Below are 15,711 nucleotides of genomic sequence, written 5' to 3'. Positions count from 1 at the left end.
TGCCATTTAACCATGTTAGAACTCACGCCATACGGTGGAGATCTAGATCAAGCGCTCGATGCTGCACGTCAGGCAGGCGTAACTAAGTTCATGGGGATATCTGTGGATTTAGAAGATCATATAAAATTGGCAGAAATTGCATCACGACACGATGATGTTGGTTACACAGTAGGGGTTCATCCATGTGAAGATCAACATGTCATGGCCCGAGCTACAACAGATTATTTGGTCGGGTTAGCTCAATCAGAGAAAGTGTGGGCTTTAGGTGAAACAGGTTTGGATTATTATCACAGTACTGATTTTGTTGAAGATCAGAAGCAATGCTTTGCTAGGCATATACAAGCATCAAAAATTGTAAAAAAACCTGTTGTTGTACATACGCGCTCAGCAAAACATGACACTGTAGATATTATTCGGGCTGAGCAATCAACACACGGCATATTACATTGTTTCACAGAAGATTGGGAAACAGCGAAAGCGGTCTTAGATTGTGGCTACTATATTTCTTTTTCAGGAATCATTTCTTTCAAAAATGCTCAATCCCTTAGAGATGTTGCTAAGCAAGTACCACTTGATCGTGTATTAATCGAAACAGATAGTCCGTATCTAGCACCTGTGCCATATCGTGGTAAAACAAATGAACCAAAATATGTGCCCTATGTAGCAAAAGCTCTAAGTGAAGTATATGATAAATCGCTTGAAGAGATTGGCATGATTACCATGCAAAATTTTGAAAATCTCTTAAATTTTAAATAACGGTTTGTAGTACTTGGAAAGAGAGTTATCACGTGAAGATGGATCGTCAAGCTCAGTTTAGAGCACGAGAAGCATTAATTTTTCAAATCGCTGAACAACTCTTATTAGAAAATGGTGAAGCGGGCATGACGCTTGATGCCCTTGCAGCAGAATTGGATTTAGCTAAAGGCACTTTATATAAGCATTTTCAAAGCAAAGATGAGTTGTATATGTTGCTGATCATTCGCAATGAAAAAATGCTGTTGGAAATGATTCAGGATACTGAAAAATCATTTCCGGAGCATTTAGCTTTTTTTATGCTACATCATTTACATCATCCTGAACGTACCGCATTATTTCATCAAATAGAAGAACGTCTTTCAACAACTGGACAAGGTATACAGCTACTATTCAGTGAATTATATAAAATTCGACGTCAAAGATTACGCATTATTATTCGTATGACTGAGAGTTACCTGATTGATATCAATAGTAAGATGACGACACGAGATTATTTAGCATCGATATGGTCTTTAACCTATGGCGCTGCGGTTATATTAAATTCAAGTTTCTATCAGCGTTACTTGGGCTCAAGAGACACACTACGTGTAGCTTATATAGAACAGGCTTTGGCGCTGCCAAAACAGCTTGAACACGCATTAACATAGTTGATTATGATCATGAAATCATCACTTCGATTACAGCAAGGTTTTACCCTAATTGAGATCATGGTGGTGATTGTAATCATGACGGTTATGGCATCACTTGTTGTTCTGAATATTGGTGGAATAGATCAGCGTAAAGCAATGCAAGCCAGAGAGCTATTTATACTTGATCTGAAAAGAATAAATAAAGAATCTGCTGATCAATCAAAGGTATTTGCATTAAATTTTCAAAATGCAACGGATGTTTCGCCATTTACCTATAATTTATTTGAATATCATGACCAGAGCCTACAGCTCGTTCAGCAAGCTGATAAAACATGGCAGGCTTATAAGGAATTTAAGCCTCGCCAATTACCAGATAACGTGTCATTCAGCTTACAAGTTGTTGATGCTGAGCGGTACTCTAAAGCAAACAACGAGGATCTACTGGGGGGTAAATCTCCTCAACTAGTTTGGTTTGGCAATGGTGAAGTTAAACCTGTGAGAATTCAATTTTATTATCAGCAGCAACCGATCGGTAATGAATTAGAATTAGATTACTTGGGGAAAATACATGAAAATTAATACCTTAAGTAAGATGACTAATCGACAATTTAGTTTGCTTGATAAAAAATCAGATTGTCTTAATTTTCAAACAATTGCTGAGGTTAAACTAGATTCTCTCAAAATACAGAAAGGTTTTACGCTGTTAGAGGTGATGGTTGCTTTAGCTATTTTCGCGGTCGCTGCAATCGCGTTAACTAAAATAGCTATGCAGTATACCCAATCAACTTCAAATGCAATTTTGCGTACTAAAGCCCAATTTGTGGCAATGAATGAAATTGCAACCATGGAAATAAATCAAGAGTGGCTTGAAGGAATACAATCTAAACAAGTGACTGCGCAGGGAGAAACTTGGCAAATTGATAAAAAAGCACAATCAACATTAAGCCCAAAAATTCAACGCATCGAGTTACAAGTAAGTTTATATAACATTGAACAAGGCAAAGTTGAGGCAGGAATTACCAATCTTGTATTCTTTAATTATCCTGCTAAAGTCAAAACATCATGAAAATCAAGAATGTTGTAATGAGGTTGGGTTGCAGATTTAATGTTGTCTCAGAATGTCAGCAAAGTTCAACTAAGTCTTATTTACCAAAAAAAATTAAGAGTAATTTAGGTTTTACTTTAGTTGAGTTGCTTGTTGCGATTGCGATATTTGCAGTGCTTTCAATGTTGGGGTGGAAAGTTTTTGATTATCTCATCAAAGTGAAAGATAGAAATGCAGAACATGAAACACACTTATTTGAATTACAGGATGCTTATCAGCAATTTTTAAAAGATAGCATGCAGATAATTCCATTGACTGCAAATGATGGGCGACAATTACAAGCAGCTATGGTTTTGAATGATCGAAGTTTTAGTTTTAGTAAGGCTGGGGTATCTGATCCATTGAAGCAAGGTCTTTCACCATATGAGCGAATAGAATACAGATATGATGCACAACAAAAAAAAGTTTACCGTTTGAAATATACAAATTTAAATATTCCAAATCGTGTGCAACCAGTATCAAGCACTTTACTTGAAAATGTAGATCAATTTAGAATTTTGATTTTAAATCCACAAGAAATTAGCCAATGGCCTGAAAATATTAATGATCCAAATAATGTAAATGAATTAAAGAAGTTACCATTAGGTTTTAAAGTTCAATTAACGATTGCTGGTTCAGATTATGAGTGGATTTATAGTTTATTAAATGCCAATCAGTTATTGGTCAATCAGGAAACTCCACCATGATCAAGATTAAATCTTCTGAACAAGGTATAGCACTTCTCACAATATTGATCATGGTCGCATTGGCTACTATTTTGGCTGCAACAATTGCAAAACGTCAAAGCAATGCTGCTGAAAATACTGGCTATTTGATGCGCCAAAATCAGTCTTTACTTTATGCAAAAAGCGCAGAGGCATTTTTTTCTGAATTATTGATTCAAGATAGTGAAAATGCAGGTAATCTTGATCATTTACAGGAAAGTTGGGCGAAACCAATACCTTCGTTCCCAGTTGAAGATGGTGCAGTTTCTGGACGTTTAATTGATGATTCGGGGAAATTTAATTTAAATAATTTAGTTAAGCCAGACGGAAAAGTGGATGATTCCGCTCGTCGGTGGTTTGAAAAACTATTAGTCAGAGTTGGATTGCCAGCGGAGTTGAGTCAAGCTGTCATTGATTGGCAAGATGCGGATGATGAAACTTCAGGTGCAATGGGAGCTGAAAGTAGTATTTATCAAGGAGTGGATCCTGCATATTTAGCATCAAATACAAAGTTCCATAATGTTGAAGAATTAAAATTGGTTAGAGGATTCGAAGGTAAAAAATTTGATTTGATTCGTCCCTATGTTTCGGCCTTACCTGAACCGACAAAAATAAATATAAATACTGCACCTGCTTTATTGTTAGCAAGCATGGATCCAAAGGTGGATATGAAAGCGGTAGAGCAGGAGATCAAAGCAAAAGAGGCAAACTTGACTTATTTTAATAATCTAGATGACTTATGGAAATTGAATGCATTTTCTGGCATTGATGAGCAGAGTAAAACTGATGCAGGTAGCTTAATGGATGTGAAATCGAATTATTTTACTGCACAGATTGATGTGCTTTTAAGTGAGCGTAAGCGTCAATTCACAAGTTCTATGGCTAGAAAAGATAATCATGTAATTGTTTACTCAAGAAGTCTTGCACCTTTCAATTGATTTGATAATTGAATTATCAAATATCGACAAGGTTTAAAATCAATCCCAATGCTTGTTTTTTTGCTTTATAATAAAACTCGTTCGCAGATAAAGATTAGCTTGGTGCATGTTAATTCGTAAATTATTTAAGTTTGAAAATGCTCATATTGTACGCAATTGTACATCGGATCGCTGTAAGCGTTCGATTCATGGGCATAGTTATAAAGTTGAATTATTACTCAAAGCGTCAAAGTTAGATCATGGTCAGATGGTTTACGATTTTGGTTTGCTCAAAGGTGTTATAAAAGAACTTTTTGACAGTTTTGATCATGCCATTTGTTTTTGGCAAAAAGATGATGCTGCTTATATCGATGCATGTAAGACATTTAGTGCAAGATGGATTTCATTGCCTGTTTCGCCTTCTGCCGAACAATTTTCACGTATTTTTTTCTATTTAGCTCAACAAGTCCTTCGCTCAACTACAACACAAAACGGTGAGGGTGATGTTCAAGTATATTCTGTGATTGTTCATGAGACTGATACGGGGTACGCCCAAAGTTTTCAGGAAGACATTGAAAATGAGCAAATGGGTATATTGAGCTTGGATCAAATAGTTTTTTCAGAGCAAGTCGTATCAGAGTGGAGTGATCCACAGATATATGAGAACTTGAAAAAAGGAATTAAGTTCGAAAATCCAGAAGTAGAATTACAAGTAACACTTTGAGTTTACTTGATTAAGTGAACTCAAATAAAGGAAAGTTGATGCAATTTACGGAACAACAGCTCAATAAATTAAATAAAATTCAGATTGATGAATCTTGGAAATATTCACTTTCTGAATTTTTACTTGGGCAAAAAATGGATAATTTACGCGAGTTTTTGCAACAAGAGAAACTTGCCCAAAAAACGATTTATCCGCCAAGCAAACAAATTTTTAATGCATTTAACACCACTCCACTTAACCATGTGAAAGTCGTCATACTTGGTCAGGATCCTTATCATGGACCGAATCAGGCGAATGGTTTAAGTTTTTCGGTACAAAGAGGGGTTGCATTACCTCCATCTTTACGTAATATTTTTCATGAATTGAATACTGATTTAGGCATACCTGTTTCTCGACATGGTGATTTGAGTAAATGGGCTGAGCAAGGTGTTTTATTGCTGAACAGTGTGCTGACGGTTGAAGCTGGTCAACCCACCTCACATCAGAAACAAGGTTGGGAAGATTTTACTGATAATGTGATTGATGTGTTGAATGAACATCGTGAACGTATCGTATTTATATTATGGGGAGCTTATGCTCAACGTAAAGGACAGCGCATAGACCGTAACAAACATTTAGTTTTAAGTGCAGCCCACCCGTCACCTTTATCAGCAAACCGAGGTGGTTTTTTTGGCTGTAAAGTGTTTTCTAAAACAAATCAATATTTGAAACAACATGGCATTGAGCCTATAGACTGGCAATTGGACGCATAATGAATTCTCCCGATTTAAATAGCTATCATCCTGATTTGATTGTCGAGCACGCTAAAAATGGTTGGCGTATTGTTCGTTTGAACCGACCTAAATCATTACACGCATTGGATGAATCGATCGTAAGTGCTTTACTCAAAGTGTTCGAACATTTCCATGATGATGAAAGTGTAAAAGCGATTTGGTTTGATTCGACTACACCAAAAGCATTTTGTGCGGGTGGTGATGTTCGTAAATTGCGCCAATTGGTTATTAACAATGAAGTTGATACGGCTAATAAATTCTTTGAGCAAGAATATGCACTAGATTTACTGCTGCATAACTATGCTAAGCCTATTGTGGTTTGGGGTGAAGGTTATGTTATGGGTGGCGGACTAGGCTTATTTATGGCTGCACCATTTCGTTTGGTCACACCATATTCTCGTTTAGCTATGCCTGAGATTAATATTGGATTGTATCCTGATGTTGGTGGTAGTCGCTTCCTTGCTGATCGTGGTCAAATTGGTCTATTTACTGGTTTAACGGGTTCAATCATGACAGCTGCTGGAGCATTCAGTATTGGTTGGGCGACACATATTTGTGAAGCTCAGCGTGATAATGTGCTTCAAAAAGTATTGAATGTTGATTGGAATCATTATCCAGCTGGCGCGTTTAGAGCAATCGATGACACCCTGAATAGCCTGCATCGTCCAGTTGCTTCTGGACCATTACAAAATTCTATTGATGTTATCCATAGTGTTTGTCGTGGACAAAGCTTTGAGTATGATTACCAAGCTATTATAGGTTTGAGTGATGCAAGTAGTGACTGGTTGCGTCAAGCTAGTGAGAATTTACAGAAGGGTTCTCCGAGCACTGCTGCGATTACTTGGTTGCTTTGGCAATGGGGTAAACAAGGTCATGCATGGGATGAGGTTTTTGCTTTAGAGTCACAAATTTCTGATTGGAAGATTCGTCATCCTGATTTCGTTGAGGGTGTGCGAGCACGTTTGGTTGATAAGGATCTTTCACCTGAATGGAAGTCTGCTGAAAAAATCACTTTGAAAGATATATTGTCTGATTGTCCACCAATTACAACAATTGATAGTTGGAATGCGTTATTAAGACAATATGGTGTAATTTCTTAAGTAGATATGACTGTTAATAAAGATGAATATTGGATGCAGTTTGCCTACGAGCGGGCTGCAATCGCAGCATCACAAGGTGAAATACCTGTTGGCGCTGTAATCGTGAGTCAAGATAAAATCATTGGCTCAGGTTACAATGCACCTATCCAATTGTCTGATCCTACTGCACATGCAGAGATTCAAGCGCTGCGCTCAGCTTGCCGAGCTATTGAAAATTATCGATTACCAGATGATGCTGTTTTATATGTCACGCTTGAACCTTGTACCATGTGTGTTGGTGCGTTGATTCATGCAAGAATTCAAAAAGTAATTTTTGCAACGACTGAGCCAAAAGCTGGTTCTGTTGTTAGTGCTCGTCAATTGTTAGATAATGGCTATTACAACCATAAATTTGTATTTGAACAAGGTTGTTTACAACAACAATGTTCAGCTCAACTAAGTGATTTTTTTAAGCAAAGAAGAAAAGAAAAGAAGCAAGCCTATTTATCTAAAACGTCCTTAAATGATTAAACATGTCTTTTGAGTTGTGGCAAACTAAGCCGCGATGATTTTGGTCAAATTAAAAAAGGCAAAGCTATGCGTAATGCAATCACTGTAAAAAAAGAGTTTCATGCACCTCTTTCAGAAGTGTTTGATTTATTGTCAAAACACGCAACTTATAATAAAGCTTTTGCTCCATTACAAGTGGTACGAGTTAAAGATTCGGCTGATCCAAAACGTCTAGATGGAATTGGGTCGGTTCGTCGAATGGGATTTGGTCCTGTAAAACCATTGCAAGAAGAAATTACATTATTGGAAGAAAATAAACGTATTGAGTATAAGTTGATTAACAATCCACTTGTAAAGCATCATTTGGGTCAAATTGATTTCAAAGAAATTACACCTTACGTAACATTGGTAACTTACAAGATTGAATTTACAGCAAAAGCACCTTTTGTGAGTAAATTAATTCTTGCACAACTTAAAGCAGCAATTACACTAGGTTTCTCAAAACTAGCGAAATCAGTTGCTCCATAAAGAGAAGATAATGACAGTTCATATTATTACGATTGATGGTCCAAGCGGATCTGGAAAAGGTACGTTAGCTGCTAAGATTGCTGCACATTACCAATATAATTTATTGGATTCTGGTGCGTTATATCGTTTACTTGGACTGTCTTTGGCTCAAAAAAACTTATTAGAGCAACTTGAAACTAAGTTGGATGAATGTGTCGAAATTGCAACTTATTTAAATATCGAATTTAAATCAACAGAATCTTCCACGATTATTCTACTCGATGGTGCTGATGTGACGAATGTGATACGCACAGAGGAAGTGGGGGAATATGCTTCTAAAGTTGCAGCAATTCCAGCATTACGTAAAGCGTTATTTGATCGTCAAAGAGCTTTTATCCAGTCTCCAGGATTGGTTGCTGATGGTCGTGATATGGCAACTTCTATTTTTCCCGAAGCTCAGGCAAAAATTTATCTCACCGCATCAGCACAATCACGAGCGGAGCGACGTGTAAAACAGTTGCAGGGTATGGGGCTTGATGCTAAAATAAGCGACATTTTATCTAACATACAGGCTAGAGATAAGCGAGATATGGAGCGTACTGTTGCTCCACTCAAGCCGGCCGAAGATGCTTATATCGTTGATAGCTCTGAGATAGGTATCGATGAAGTATTTAAGCTCATGGTTGACTATATCGACAGTCGTATAAAATAGATATTGATTTAACTTTCAGTTGAAGCATTGCTTGATCAGATCTTTTGGACAATGTAACAACTTAACTTAACCGGCCTTGTCTGATCCAAGACCGCTGACTTTATCAGGTATATCATGACCGAATCTTTTGCAGCCCTCTTTGAAGAAAGTGAATTAAACCTCAACGTTGAAAAGGGTGCAGTCATCCAAGGTACTGTTGTTAGTATCGATTCTGACTGGGTTACTGTCGACACTGGCCTTAAATCTGAAGGCGTTGTTGATCGTGCTGAATTTTTAAATGAACAACGTGAACTTGAAGTTCAAGTTGGCGATACTGTTGACGTAGTTGTTGAAGCGCTTGACAACGGTATGGGTCAAACTGTTTTGTCACGTGAAAAAGCGAAACGTGCTGAAACTTGGACTAAACTTGAGAAAATCTTTGAAGACGGCGAAATCGTTACTGGTGTTATCTCTGGTAAGGTTAAAGGCGGTTTCACTGTTGACATCGGTCCTGTACGTGCATTCTTACCAGGTTCTTTAGTTGACACTCGTCCTATTCGTGACACAACTCACCTTGAAGGTAAAGAGTTAGAGTTCAAAGTAATCAAGCTTGATGCTAAACGTAACAACGTTGTTGTATCTCGTCGTGCTGTTATGGAAGCTGAATCTTCTGCTGACCGTGAAGCATTACTTGCTCAACTTGAAGAAGGTCAAACAGTTACTGGTACTATTAAGAACCTTACTGACTACGGTGCATTCGTTGATCTTGGTGGTATTGATGGTCTTCTTCATATCACAGATATGGCTTGGAAACGCATCAAACACCCTTCAGAAGTTGTTGAAGTTGGTCAAGAAGTTACAGTTAAAGTACTTAAATTTGACCGCGAGCGTAATCGTGTATCTTTAGGTCTTAAGCAATTAGGCGAAGATCCATGGTTAGCGATCATGAGCCGTTACCCTAAAGGTTCTATCGTTAAAGCGCGCGTTACTAACTTAACTGACTACGGTTGCTTTGCTGAAATCGCAGAAGGCGTTGAAGGTTTAGTACACGTTTCTGAAATGGACCACACAAACAAAAACATCCACCCATCTAAAGTAGTTCAGATTGGTGATGAAGTTGATGTTATGGTTCTTGAAGTTGACGAAGAACGTCGTCGTATTTCTTTAGGTATCAAACAAACTCGTGCTAACCCATGGGAAGAGTTTGCTAAATCTCATGAGAAAGGCGAAAAAGTTTCTGGTACGATCAAGTCTATTACTGACTTCGGTATCTTCATCGGTTTATCTGGTGGTATCGACGGTTTAGTTCACTTGTCTGATATTTCTTGGAACGAACAAGGTGAAGAAGCTATCCGTCGTTACAAGAAAGGTGACACAGTTGAAGCAGTTATCTTATCTGTAGATGCTGAAGGTAACCGTATCAGCCTTGGTATCAAGCAATTAAACAGCGATCCATTCAATGATTTCTTAGCTGCGAATGAACGTGGTGCTTTAGTTAAAGGTACTGTTACAGCTGTTGATGCTAAAGGTGCTACAGTTAAATTAGCTGATGACATCGAAGCAACTCTTAAAGCTTCTGAAATCAATCGTGACCGCGTTGAAGATGCAACTAAGTTCTTAGAAGTTGGTCAAGAAGTTGAAGCGAAGATCATCAACGTTGATCGTAAGTCTCGTTCTATCAACTTGTCTATCAAAGCGAAAGACGAAGCTGAAGAGAAAGAAGCTGTAAACAACGCTCGCCAAGCTGCTGCAACTCAAGCTGCAGAAAGCAATGGTCCTAAGACTATTGGTGACTTAATTAAAGCTCAAATGAAGTAATTTGTTAAAAAGTACATTTCTTGTAACAGAGATGTACTTTTTTATACAAAAATACTGTAAACGGTAGCGTAGTATTCATGTACTGCGCTACCGTTTTGTATTTAAACAGGTTATTATTAAAAACATTGAAAAGTAGCGATAATTAAAGAGGTCATCAATGACGACTGAAGCACTTAATAAATCTGATTTAATTGAACGGATTGCACTTAAAAACCCACACTTAGCTGAGCCTTTGGTTGAGGATGCAGTTAAGATCATGATTGATCAAATGATTGAAGCGCTCTCGAGTGGTGATCGTATTGAGATTCGTGGTTTTGGTAGCTTTGCATTACATCATCGTGAACCACGTCTAGGCCGTAATCCTAAAACTGGTAAGGCAGTTGATGTTGCAGCAAAAGCAGTACCACACTTCAAACCAGGTAAAGCTCTTCGTGATGCAGTAAACGAGTCAATTAAATAAAAAATAAATTAAATAAGTGAGGTGCCAATTATGCGCTATGTATTAATTGCATTACTTGTTGCTATATTTGGTTACGCATTAGCATTAGTTTTACAGAATCCAGCTGAATTGCAAGTAGATTTATTATTTACTCAAGTTCCAGCGATGCGATTAGGTTTATTGCTTTTGTTAACACTTGCTTTAGGTGTCGTGGTTGGATTATTACTGGGTGTACAAGTTTTCCGAGTTTTTCAAAATAGTTGGGAAATTAAGCGCTTGCGTAAAGATATTGATCATTTGAGAAAAGAACAGATTCAACTTGCTCAGCAAGCTGCAGCTGAAGCTGCTTCGAGTGTTCGGCATGAGAAAACTGTTTTAGATGTTCACGCCAATGATAAAACGACAACGTTTTAATATTTTTAATATTCGAAAGGCTATTTCATAAGTGAAATAGCCTTTTTGTATTTTTAGACGCTTTTAATTTTAAATCTTCAACCAAAGACCTATTCTTTTAATTTATTTTCTAGCTGATCCATAAATTTGGCAAAAGCATTAAAGCTTTTTTCAATCACGATAATCGATTTTAATTTTATATCTGTAGACGTTGGATAATCATCAAAAACATCTGTTCCAGCACCAATAGTATGCCCAGTCTAATGTGATAAATGTATTTCACTACAAAATTTTAGATTTAGATGTGTCTCTTTAGTTATCTCATTAAGAACATTGAATACAACATTTCCTGTAGCCTCCATCACTTCAATAGCAACATATCGAATAAAAGGACATTGATTTGAGGTTAGTGAAACTAACTCATACGATAATTTTCTACTAGGGGACATTTCATCTCCCCATAAATATTTTAATGTATCGCTCAATAATTGAGACTGATCTAAATTTAGTTTTTTTAGATCATATAGATACCAAGGCCAATGGTTTGCATCTTCCTTGCAATGTAGGTTTATTGCCTCTTCGTATTTATTCTGTGGGTTTGCATAAGGTAAGACATATTTATTAAGATCTGAAAAACTCATAATAAAGTGAGCTAAATCTGGTAAAAATTTTAACCTTTGATCAATTGTCAGATCTTCATTTTTAAGAATATGAAAGAAGTGATGATTGCTAAACTGTATTTTTTTGTGCTGTACTGTCGATTTGATAGCTTGCATTATTATTCCTTATTGTCGTTATTTTAGGATTAAAATATAACTTATTTTACCATTTGTTTTATTTTTAAATTGTAGCGGTTATGCACATACATCAAGCAAAGACCTGCTAATCATATTTTACACTTCTGCAAAAACCTATTTATAATAGCGCTTTTAACTGACTTGGAAGAAAAGCTCTTGAGTATCATTGTTGCATTAGATGCAAAAAGCCAATACGAAGCTATGACTATTGTTGAACAACTTGATCCAACACTTTGTCGAGTAAAAGTGGGCAAAGAGCTTTTCACGCATGAAGGTCCATCGATTGTAAAAAAATTACAAGATACAGGTTTTGAAGTTTTTCTCGATCTTAAGTTTCACGATATTCCAAATACGACAGCGCAAGCTGTTTGTGCTGCTGCTGATCTTGGAGTATGGATGGTAAATGTTCATGCTTCAGGTGGTCGCAAGATGATGGAAACTTGTGTAGAACGTCTTAAAGCAGGTCAGTACCAAACACAATTAATCGCTGTGACTGTTCTTACATCTATGGGTAGAGAAGATTTGTTTGATATCGGTTTAGATGTCGAACCTGTTGATCATGTAAAACGTCTAGCAAAGCTTACTAAAGATAGTGGTTTGGATGGAGTGGTTTGTTCAGCTCAAGAAGCTAAAATTCTTCGTGAAATGCTGGGTCAAGATTTTGCTTTAGTTACACCTGGTATTCGACCTGAAGGTACAAATGCAGATGATCAAAAACGAATCGTAACACCTAAGCAAGCGATGCTTGATGGATCTACTCATTTAGTAATTGGCCGCCCAATTACCAAGGCGGCTCAACCAACTGAAATGTTAAAATCTATTTTAGCTTCAGCTTCCATCTAATTCAATAAATTAGATTTTTAGATTCAGAAATAAGCTGATCAAGAGTGGAGCTAATAAAGATAATATTAGCCCGCTCATCATTGCATGCGGTACGTAATGAGTTCCGCATGATTGCTTGACCATAGCCAAAGTGACATCCATAGATGTTGCACCTGCACTCGATATCGCGGAACGAGGAAAACGCCAACCTAAGCAATACATTAATAAAATTGCAAAAATTTCACGGAATAAATCAGTGAGTAAGGCAATCCCTCCATACTTTGCAGAATGCAATTCAGTAAATAGAATGCTAGACATTGAATACCAGCCATAACCCTGTGATAAAGCTAAAACTTCATTTAACTTAAAGGCTTTAGGTAAAAGATAATAATTTAATATAGACGCCAAGCATGAACCTACAAATGCAGCAAATGGTACTAAGAGTATTTTCCAACTTAACCAACTACGATCAAACTGTGTATGTGCGAGTTCGATGCCGATTAAAAAGATAAAAACTAAAAGTAGATACCAGCTATTAAATGTAAACTGTATATTGTTATGGTTAATTATTAGCCCTAAAAGAATACCAATTCCTAATGCTAAAAAAGCTTTCGCTATATTTTTTAAGGCGTTAAAAAAAAGATTAAATGAAATTTTGCCTTGTACGCTTTGCCGATCAATAAGTTTATATGTAATTAAACAAATACCAAATGCGAAAATAGAGGTGGTAAAAGCTATTAAAAGTGCAGGAGGGAGGATTGTGGTCGGGTTGTCAATATGGTTGAGTGCTTGTGTCAATTCAAAAGCAACACTGACCAATAACACATATGAAAAATATGGAAGAATTTTAAAAATGAGATTGTTCAAATTTTTAGAAAGTCTTGGTGCAATAAAATAGCCTAAGCTAATTGCAATAAAAATTTGAAAAATTAAAATGACAGATTGCATAAAAAAAGCAGGTTACGAATAACCTGCTTATTATGAAGAATTATTGACTACGCTGCATTTGTTTTCGTAATTGCTGAGTTATTAAGGAAATTATAGTCAGCAACATTTACTTTGCGAGTCTCTAACCAATATTTCCAAGTGTACGTCGGCCATAATGAGAAATTCTTTCCATCAGCAGCTTGATACCAACTACTGCATCCGCCGGCTTGCCAAACAGTGCCTTTTAACTGCTCTTGTACGCGATCGTTAAATTGATCTTGAACAGCATGCTTAACTTCAACAGCTTGAGTTTTAGTGCTATCAACAGTTTGAATTAACTGTAAAATATAATTTACTTGTGACTCAATCATAAAAATTACAGAGTTGTGACCAAGGATTGTATTCGGACCTAATAATTGGAATAAATTAGGGAAATTCTTGATTGCAATACCATAATAGCTTTCTGCACCATCTTTCCAAGCTTGTTTCAGCTCAATACCGTTACGACCAAAGCAATCAAAGTGTTTGAGATAGATACGTGGATCAGTAATAAATCCAGTACCATAAATCAGACAGTCGATTTGACGTTCTTTGCCATCTTTAGTCACGATTCCATTCGCTGTAATTTCTTGAACGCCATCAGTGACTAGTTCAACATTTTTACGATTGAATGTAGGGAAATATTTATTTGAGATTAGAATTCGCTTACAGCCCATTACGAAATCTGGAGTAAGTTTTTTAGCGAGTTCTTTATCTTTTACTTGGAAGCGGATAAAGGCTTCAGCAAGCTTTTGACCATATTTCATGATTTGTGGTTGTACAATTGGCACAACTCGTGACTCATTTGTCCAATACAAACGACTACGATGAATTTGACGATAGATATTTGATGCTTTGAATAAAGATTTGCTTAGTTGAGAGTATTTACGTTCATCACGTGGAATCACCCAAGCTGCTGTACGTTGGAACACATAAAGTTGTTTAACATCTTTTGCAATTTCAGGAATATACTGAATCGCACTTCCACCAGTACCAATTGAAGCTACAGATTTACCATTCAAATCATAATTGTGATCCCACTGAGAAGAGTGGAAAACTTTACCTTTGAAGTTTTCAATTCCTTTTAAATGTGGAATTTGTGGAACATGTAATGGGCCAGATGCGAAAATTACAAATTGAGCTTCAAGTGTAGGTTGGTCTTTAAATTTTAAAGTCCAAACATTACGATTTTCATCAAATGTAGCATTGGTAACTTCATGATTGAACTTACAATAGTCTCTTAGCTTGTATTGAGTTGTGATTTCTTGAATATAATCAAAAATCTCATCAGCCTCAGCATAACGCTTTGACCAATCTGTTTTAGGCGCAAACGATAGAGAATACATGTGTGATTGAACATCACAAGCTGCCCCTGGATATTGGTTCTCTCTCCATGTACCACCAACATCGTTGGTTTTTTCTAATATTACAAAATCATTGATTTGGCTTTGTAATAGTCGAATACTCATTGCTAAACCACCAAAACCTGCACCGATAATTGCAACTTTTGTTTTTTGAATAGCATCTTTGGTTTGATCACGCATAGTCCACGCCCTACACATCTAAATTTTGTGCAAGTTTAAAGGTTTTGGTGAGATTAAATATGATTGTACAGACGCAAAACTTGATCATTTCGGCAATACACTTATTTGTATATTTCGAGTAAAACATTAAAGTTTAGTGAATAGTAATTGGGATTATGAAGCGATCTATCCTCGGATTGATGTATTTAATTCAAGGCATGCGACATGTTGGGATAGATGTAGACGCACGTTTGGCAAATATGGGGATACATGCTGACGCTTTAGATCCAAGTACAATAATTCCAGACGAAATCGAATGGGATATCTTAAAACATATTAGCGAGGATATATATCCAGAACAAGGTCTCGAAATAGGTCAGCACTATGCATTAGCTGGTTACGGTCCTTTTTTGATGTTACTAGTCACTAGTGAAAGCTTACATAAAGCACTTTTGAACGGTATACGCTTTCAGAAACTTACACATTTGTTTGGTTCGCTGCAGCTAAATATTACCGATAATAAAATTTATTTGTTTTATACACCAATAGATTTGAATA

19 protein-coding genes and 1 pseudogene are annotated in these 15,711 nt (G+C 36.6%); 17 read left to right on the top strand and 3 right to left on the bottom strand.

The genetic code is table 11. From position 1 onward, the window contains the following. The 15 genes from A2003_RS01260 to A2003_RS01190 all read left to right on the top strand — a co-directional run. The coding region (locus A2003_RS01260) for a TatD family hydrolase (protein ID WP_286686717.1) at nucleotides 1-756 on the top strand (756 nt) is incomplete at its 5' end. Between the two features lie 38 nt (nucleotides 757-794). Continuing rightward, complete coding sequence (locus A2003_RS01255) at nucleotides 795-1,403, top strand: TetR/AcrR family transcriptional regulator (protein ID WP_039047967.1); 609 nt, start codon at nucleotides 795-797, stop codon at nucleotides 1,401-1,403. 12 nt (nucleotides 1,404-1,415) lie between these two features. Then, the gene (locus A2003_RS01250; protein ID WP_039047968.1) at nucleotides 1,416-1,964 is read left to right on the top strand and encodes a prepilin-type N-terminal cleavage/methylation domain-containing protein; all 549 of its coding nucleotides are present in this window, start codon (nucleotides 1,416-1,418) and stop codon (nucleotides 1,962-1,964) included. A 13-nt stretch (nucleotides 1,965-1,977) separates the two neighbouring features. Then, nucleotides 1,978-2,451, top strand: a complete 474-nt coding sequence (gene gspI / locus A2003_RS01245; protein WP_228134840.1) for a type II secretion system minor pseudopilin GspI — start codon at nucleotides 1,978-1,980, stop codon at nucleotides 2,449-2,451. Continuing rightward, nucleotides 2,448-3,176: a type II secretion system minor pseudopilin GspJ gene (gene gspJ, locus A2003_RS01240; RefSeq protein WP_228134839.1), complete on the top strand. Its 729-nt coding sequence runs from the start codon at nucleotides 2,448-2,450 to the stop codon at nucleotides 3,174-3,176. The genes gspI and gspJ overlap by 4 nt, the downstream gene beginning before the upstream one ends. Further along, nucleotides 3,173-4,132, top strand: coding sequence for a type II secretion system minor pseudopilin GspK (gene gspK, locus A2003_RS01235; RefSeq protein ID WP_039047969.1), 960 nt, complete (start codon nucleotides 3,173-3,175; stop codon nucleotides 4,130-4,132). The genes gspJ and gspK overlap by 4 nt, the downstream gene beginning before the upstream one ends. Nucleotides 4,133-4,238: 106 nt before the next feature. Next, nucleotides 4,239-4,835, top strand: a complete 597-nt coding sequence (locus tag A2003_RS01230) for a 6-pyruvoyl trahydropterin synthase family protein (RefSeq protein WP_004954093.1) — start codon at nucleotides 4,239-4,241, stop codon at nucleotides 4,833-4,835. Nucleotides 4,836-4,873: 38 nt separating this feature from the next. Next, nucleotides 4,874-5,587 carry a uracil-DNA glycosylase gene (gene ung, locus A2003_RS01225; RefSeq protein WP_004911491.1) on the top strand — a complete coding sequence of 238 codons (714 nt, stop codon included), beginning with the start codon at nucleotides 4,874-4,876 and terminating at the stop codon, nucleotides 5,585-5,587. Continuing rightward, nucleotides 5,584-6,708 (top strand): enoyl-CoA hydratase/isomerase family protein, encoded by a 1,125-nt coding sequence (locus tag A2003_RS01220; protein WP_171053792.1) that lies wholly within the window; start codon nucleotides 5,584-5,586, stop codon nucleotides 6,706-6,708. The genes ung and A2003_RS01220 overlap by 4 nt, the downstream gene beginning before the upstream one ends. Nucleotides 6,709-6,714: 6 nt before the next feature. Beyond that, the gene (tadA, locus tag A2003_RS01215) at nucleotides 6,715-7,218 is read left to right on the top strand and encodes a tRNA adenosine(34) deaminase TadA (RefSeq protein WP_286686716.1); all 504 of its coding nucleotides are present in this window, start codon (nucleotides 6,715-6,717) and stop codon (nucleotides 7,216-7,218) included. A 66-nt stretch (nucleotides 7,219-7,284) separates the two neighbouring features. Further along, a complete protein-coding gene (locus tag A2003_RS01210) occupies nucleotides 7,285-7,725 on the top strand; it encodes an SRPBCC family protein (RefSeq protein WP_004962173.1) in 441 nt (146 codons plus the stop codon). Between the two features lie 10 nt (nucleotides 7,726-7,735). Further along, nucleotides 7,736-8,416: a (d)CMP kinase gene (gene cmk / locus A2003_RS01205; protein ID WP_004962168.1), complete on the top strand. Its 681-nt coding sequence runs from the start codon at nucleotides 7,736-7,738 to the stop codon at nucleotides 8,414-8,416. A 114-nt stretch (nucleotides 8,417-8,530) separates the two neighbouring features. Next, entirely contained in the window at nucleotides 8,531-10,213 is a 1,683-nt protein-coding gene (gene rpsA, locus A2003_RS01200; protein ID WP_004954100.1) for a 30S ribosomal protein S1, read from the top strand. A 157-nt stretch (nucleotides 10,214-10,370) separates the two neighbouring features. Beyond that, nucleotides 10,371-10,673, top strand: a complete 303-nt coding sequence (locus tag A2003_RS01195; protein WP_004911476.1) for an integration host factor subunit beta — start codon at nucleotides 10,371-10,373, stop codon at nucleotides 10,671-10,673. Nucleotides 10,674-10,703: 30 nt separating this feature from the next. After that, nucleotides 10,704-11,066 (top strand): lipopolysaccharide assembly protein LapA domain-containing protein, encoded by a 363-nt coding sequence (locus tag A2003_RS01190; RefSeq protein ID WP_004911472.1) that lies wholly within the window; start codon nucleotides 10,704-10,706, stop codon nucleotides 11,064-11,066. 239 nt (nucleotides 11,067-11,305) lie between these two features. On the opposite strand, the gene A2003_RS01185 is transcribed toward A2003_RS01190, so the two are convergent. Beyond that, the gene (locus A2003_RS01185; RefSeq protein WP_286686715.1) at nucleotides 11,306-11,821 is read right to left on the bottom strand and encodes a hypothetical protein; all 516 of its coding nucleotides are present in this window, start codon (nucleotides 11,819-11,821) and stop codon (nucleotides 11,306-11,308) included. 162 nt (nucleotides 11,822-11,983) lie between these two features. Between A2003_RS01185 and pyrF the strand changes: the two genes are divergently transcribed. After that, nucleotides 11,984-12,685, top strand: coding sequence for an orotidine-5'-phosphate decarboxylase (gene pyrF, locus A2003_RS01180; protein ID WP_233738819.1), 702 nt, complete (start codon nucleotides 11,984-11,986; stop codon nucleotides 12,683-12,685). A 9-nt stretch (nucleotides 12,686-12,694) separates the two neighbouring features. Here the strand turns inward: pyrF and A2003_RS01175 are convergent, their stop codons facing one another. Both A2003_RS01175 and A2003_RS01170 read right to left on the bottom strand, forming a co-directional pair. Beyond that, entirely contained in the window at nucleotides 12,695-13,612 is a 918-nt protein-coding gene (locus tag A2003_RS01175) for a LysO family transporter (protein ID WP_004911460.1), read from the bottom strand. Between the two features lie 47 nt (nucleotides 13,613-13,659). Then, a complete protein-coding gene (locus tag A2003_RS01170) occupies nucleotides 13,660-15,174 on the bottom strand; it encodes a flavin-containing monooxygenase (RefSeq protein WP_286686714.1) in 1,515 nt (504 codons plus the stop codon). Between the two features lie 155 nt (nucleotides 15,175-15,329). Between A2003_RS01170 and A2003_RS01165 the strand changes: the two are divergent. Then, nucleotides 15,330-15,711, top strand: a pseudogene (locus tag A2003_RS01165) (AraC family transcriptional regulator ligand-binding domain-containing protein); the annotation flags it as partial.

This window comes from Acinetobacter sp. GWC1_38_13 (genome assembly GCF_001767535.1).
In the GTDB taxonomy this organism is placed as follows: domain Bacteria; phylum Pseudomonadota; class Gammaproteobacteria; order Pseudomonadales; family Moraxellaceae; genus Acinetobacter; species Acinetobacter junii.
This window is presented reverse-complemented; position numbering and strand designations above follow the sequence as displayed.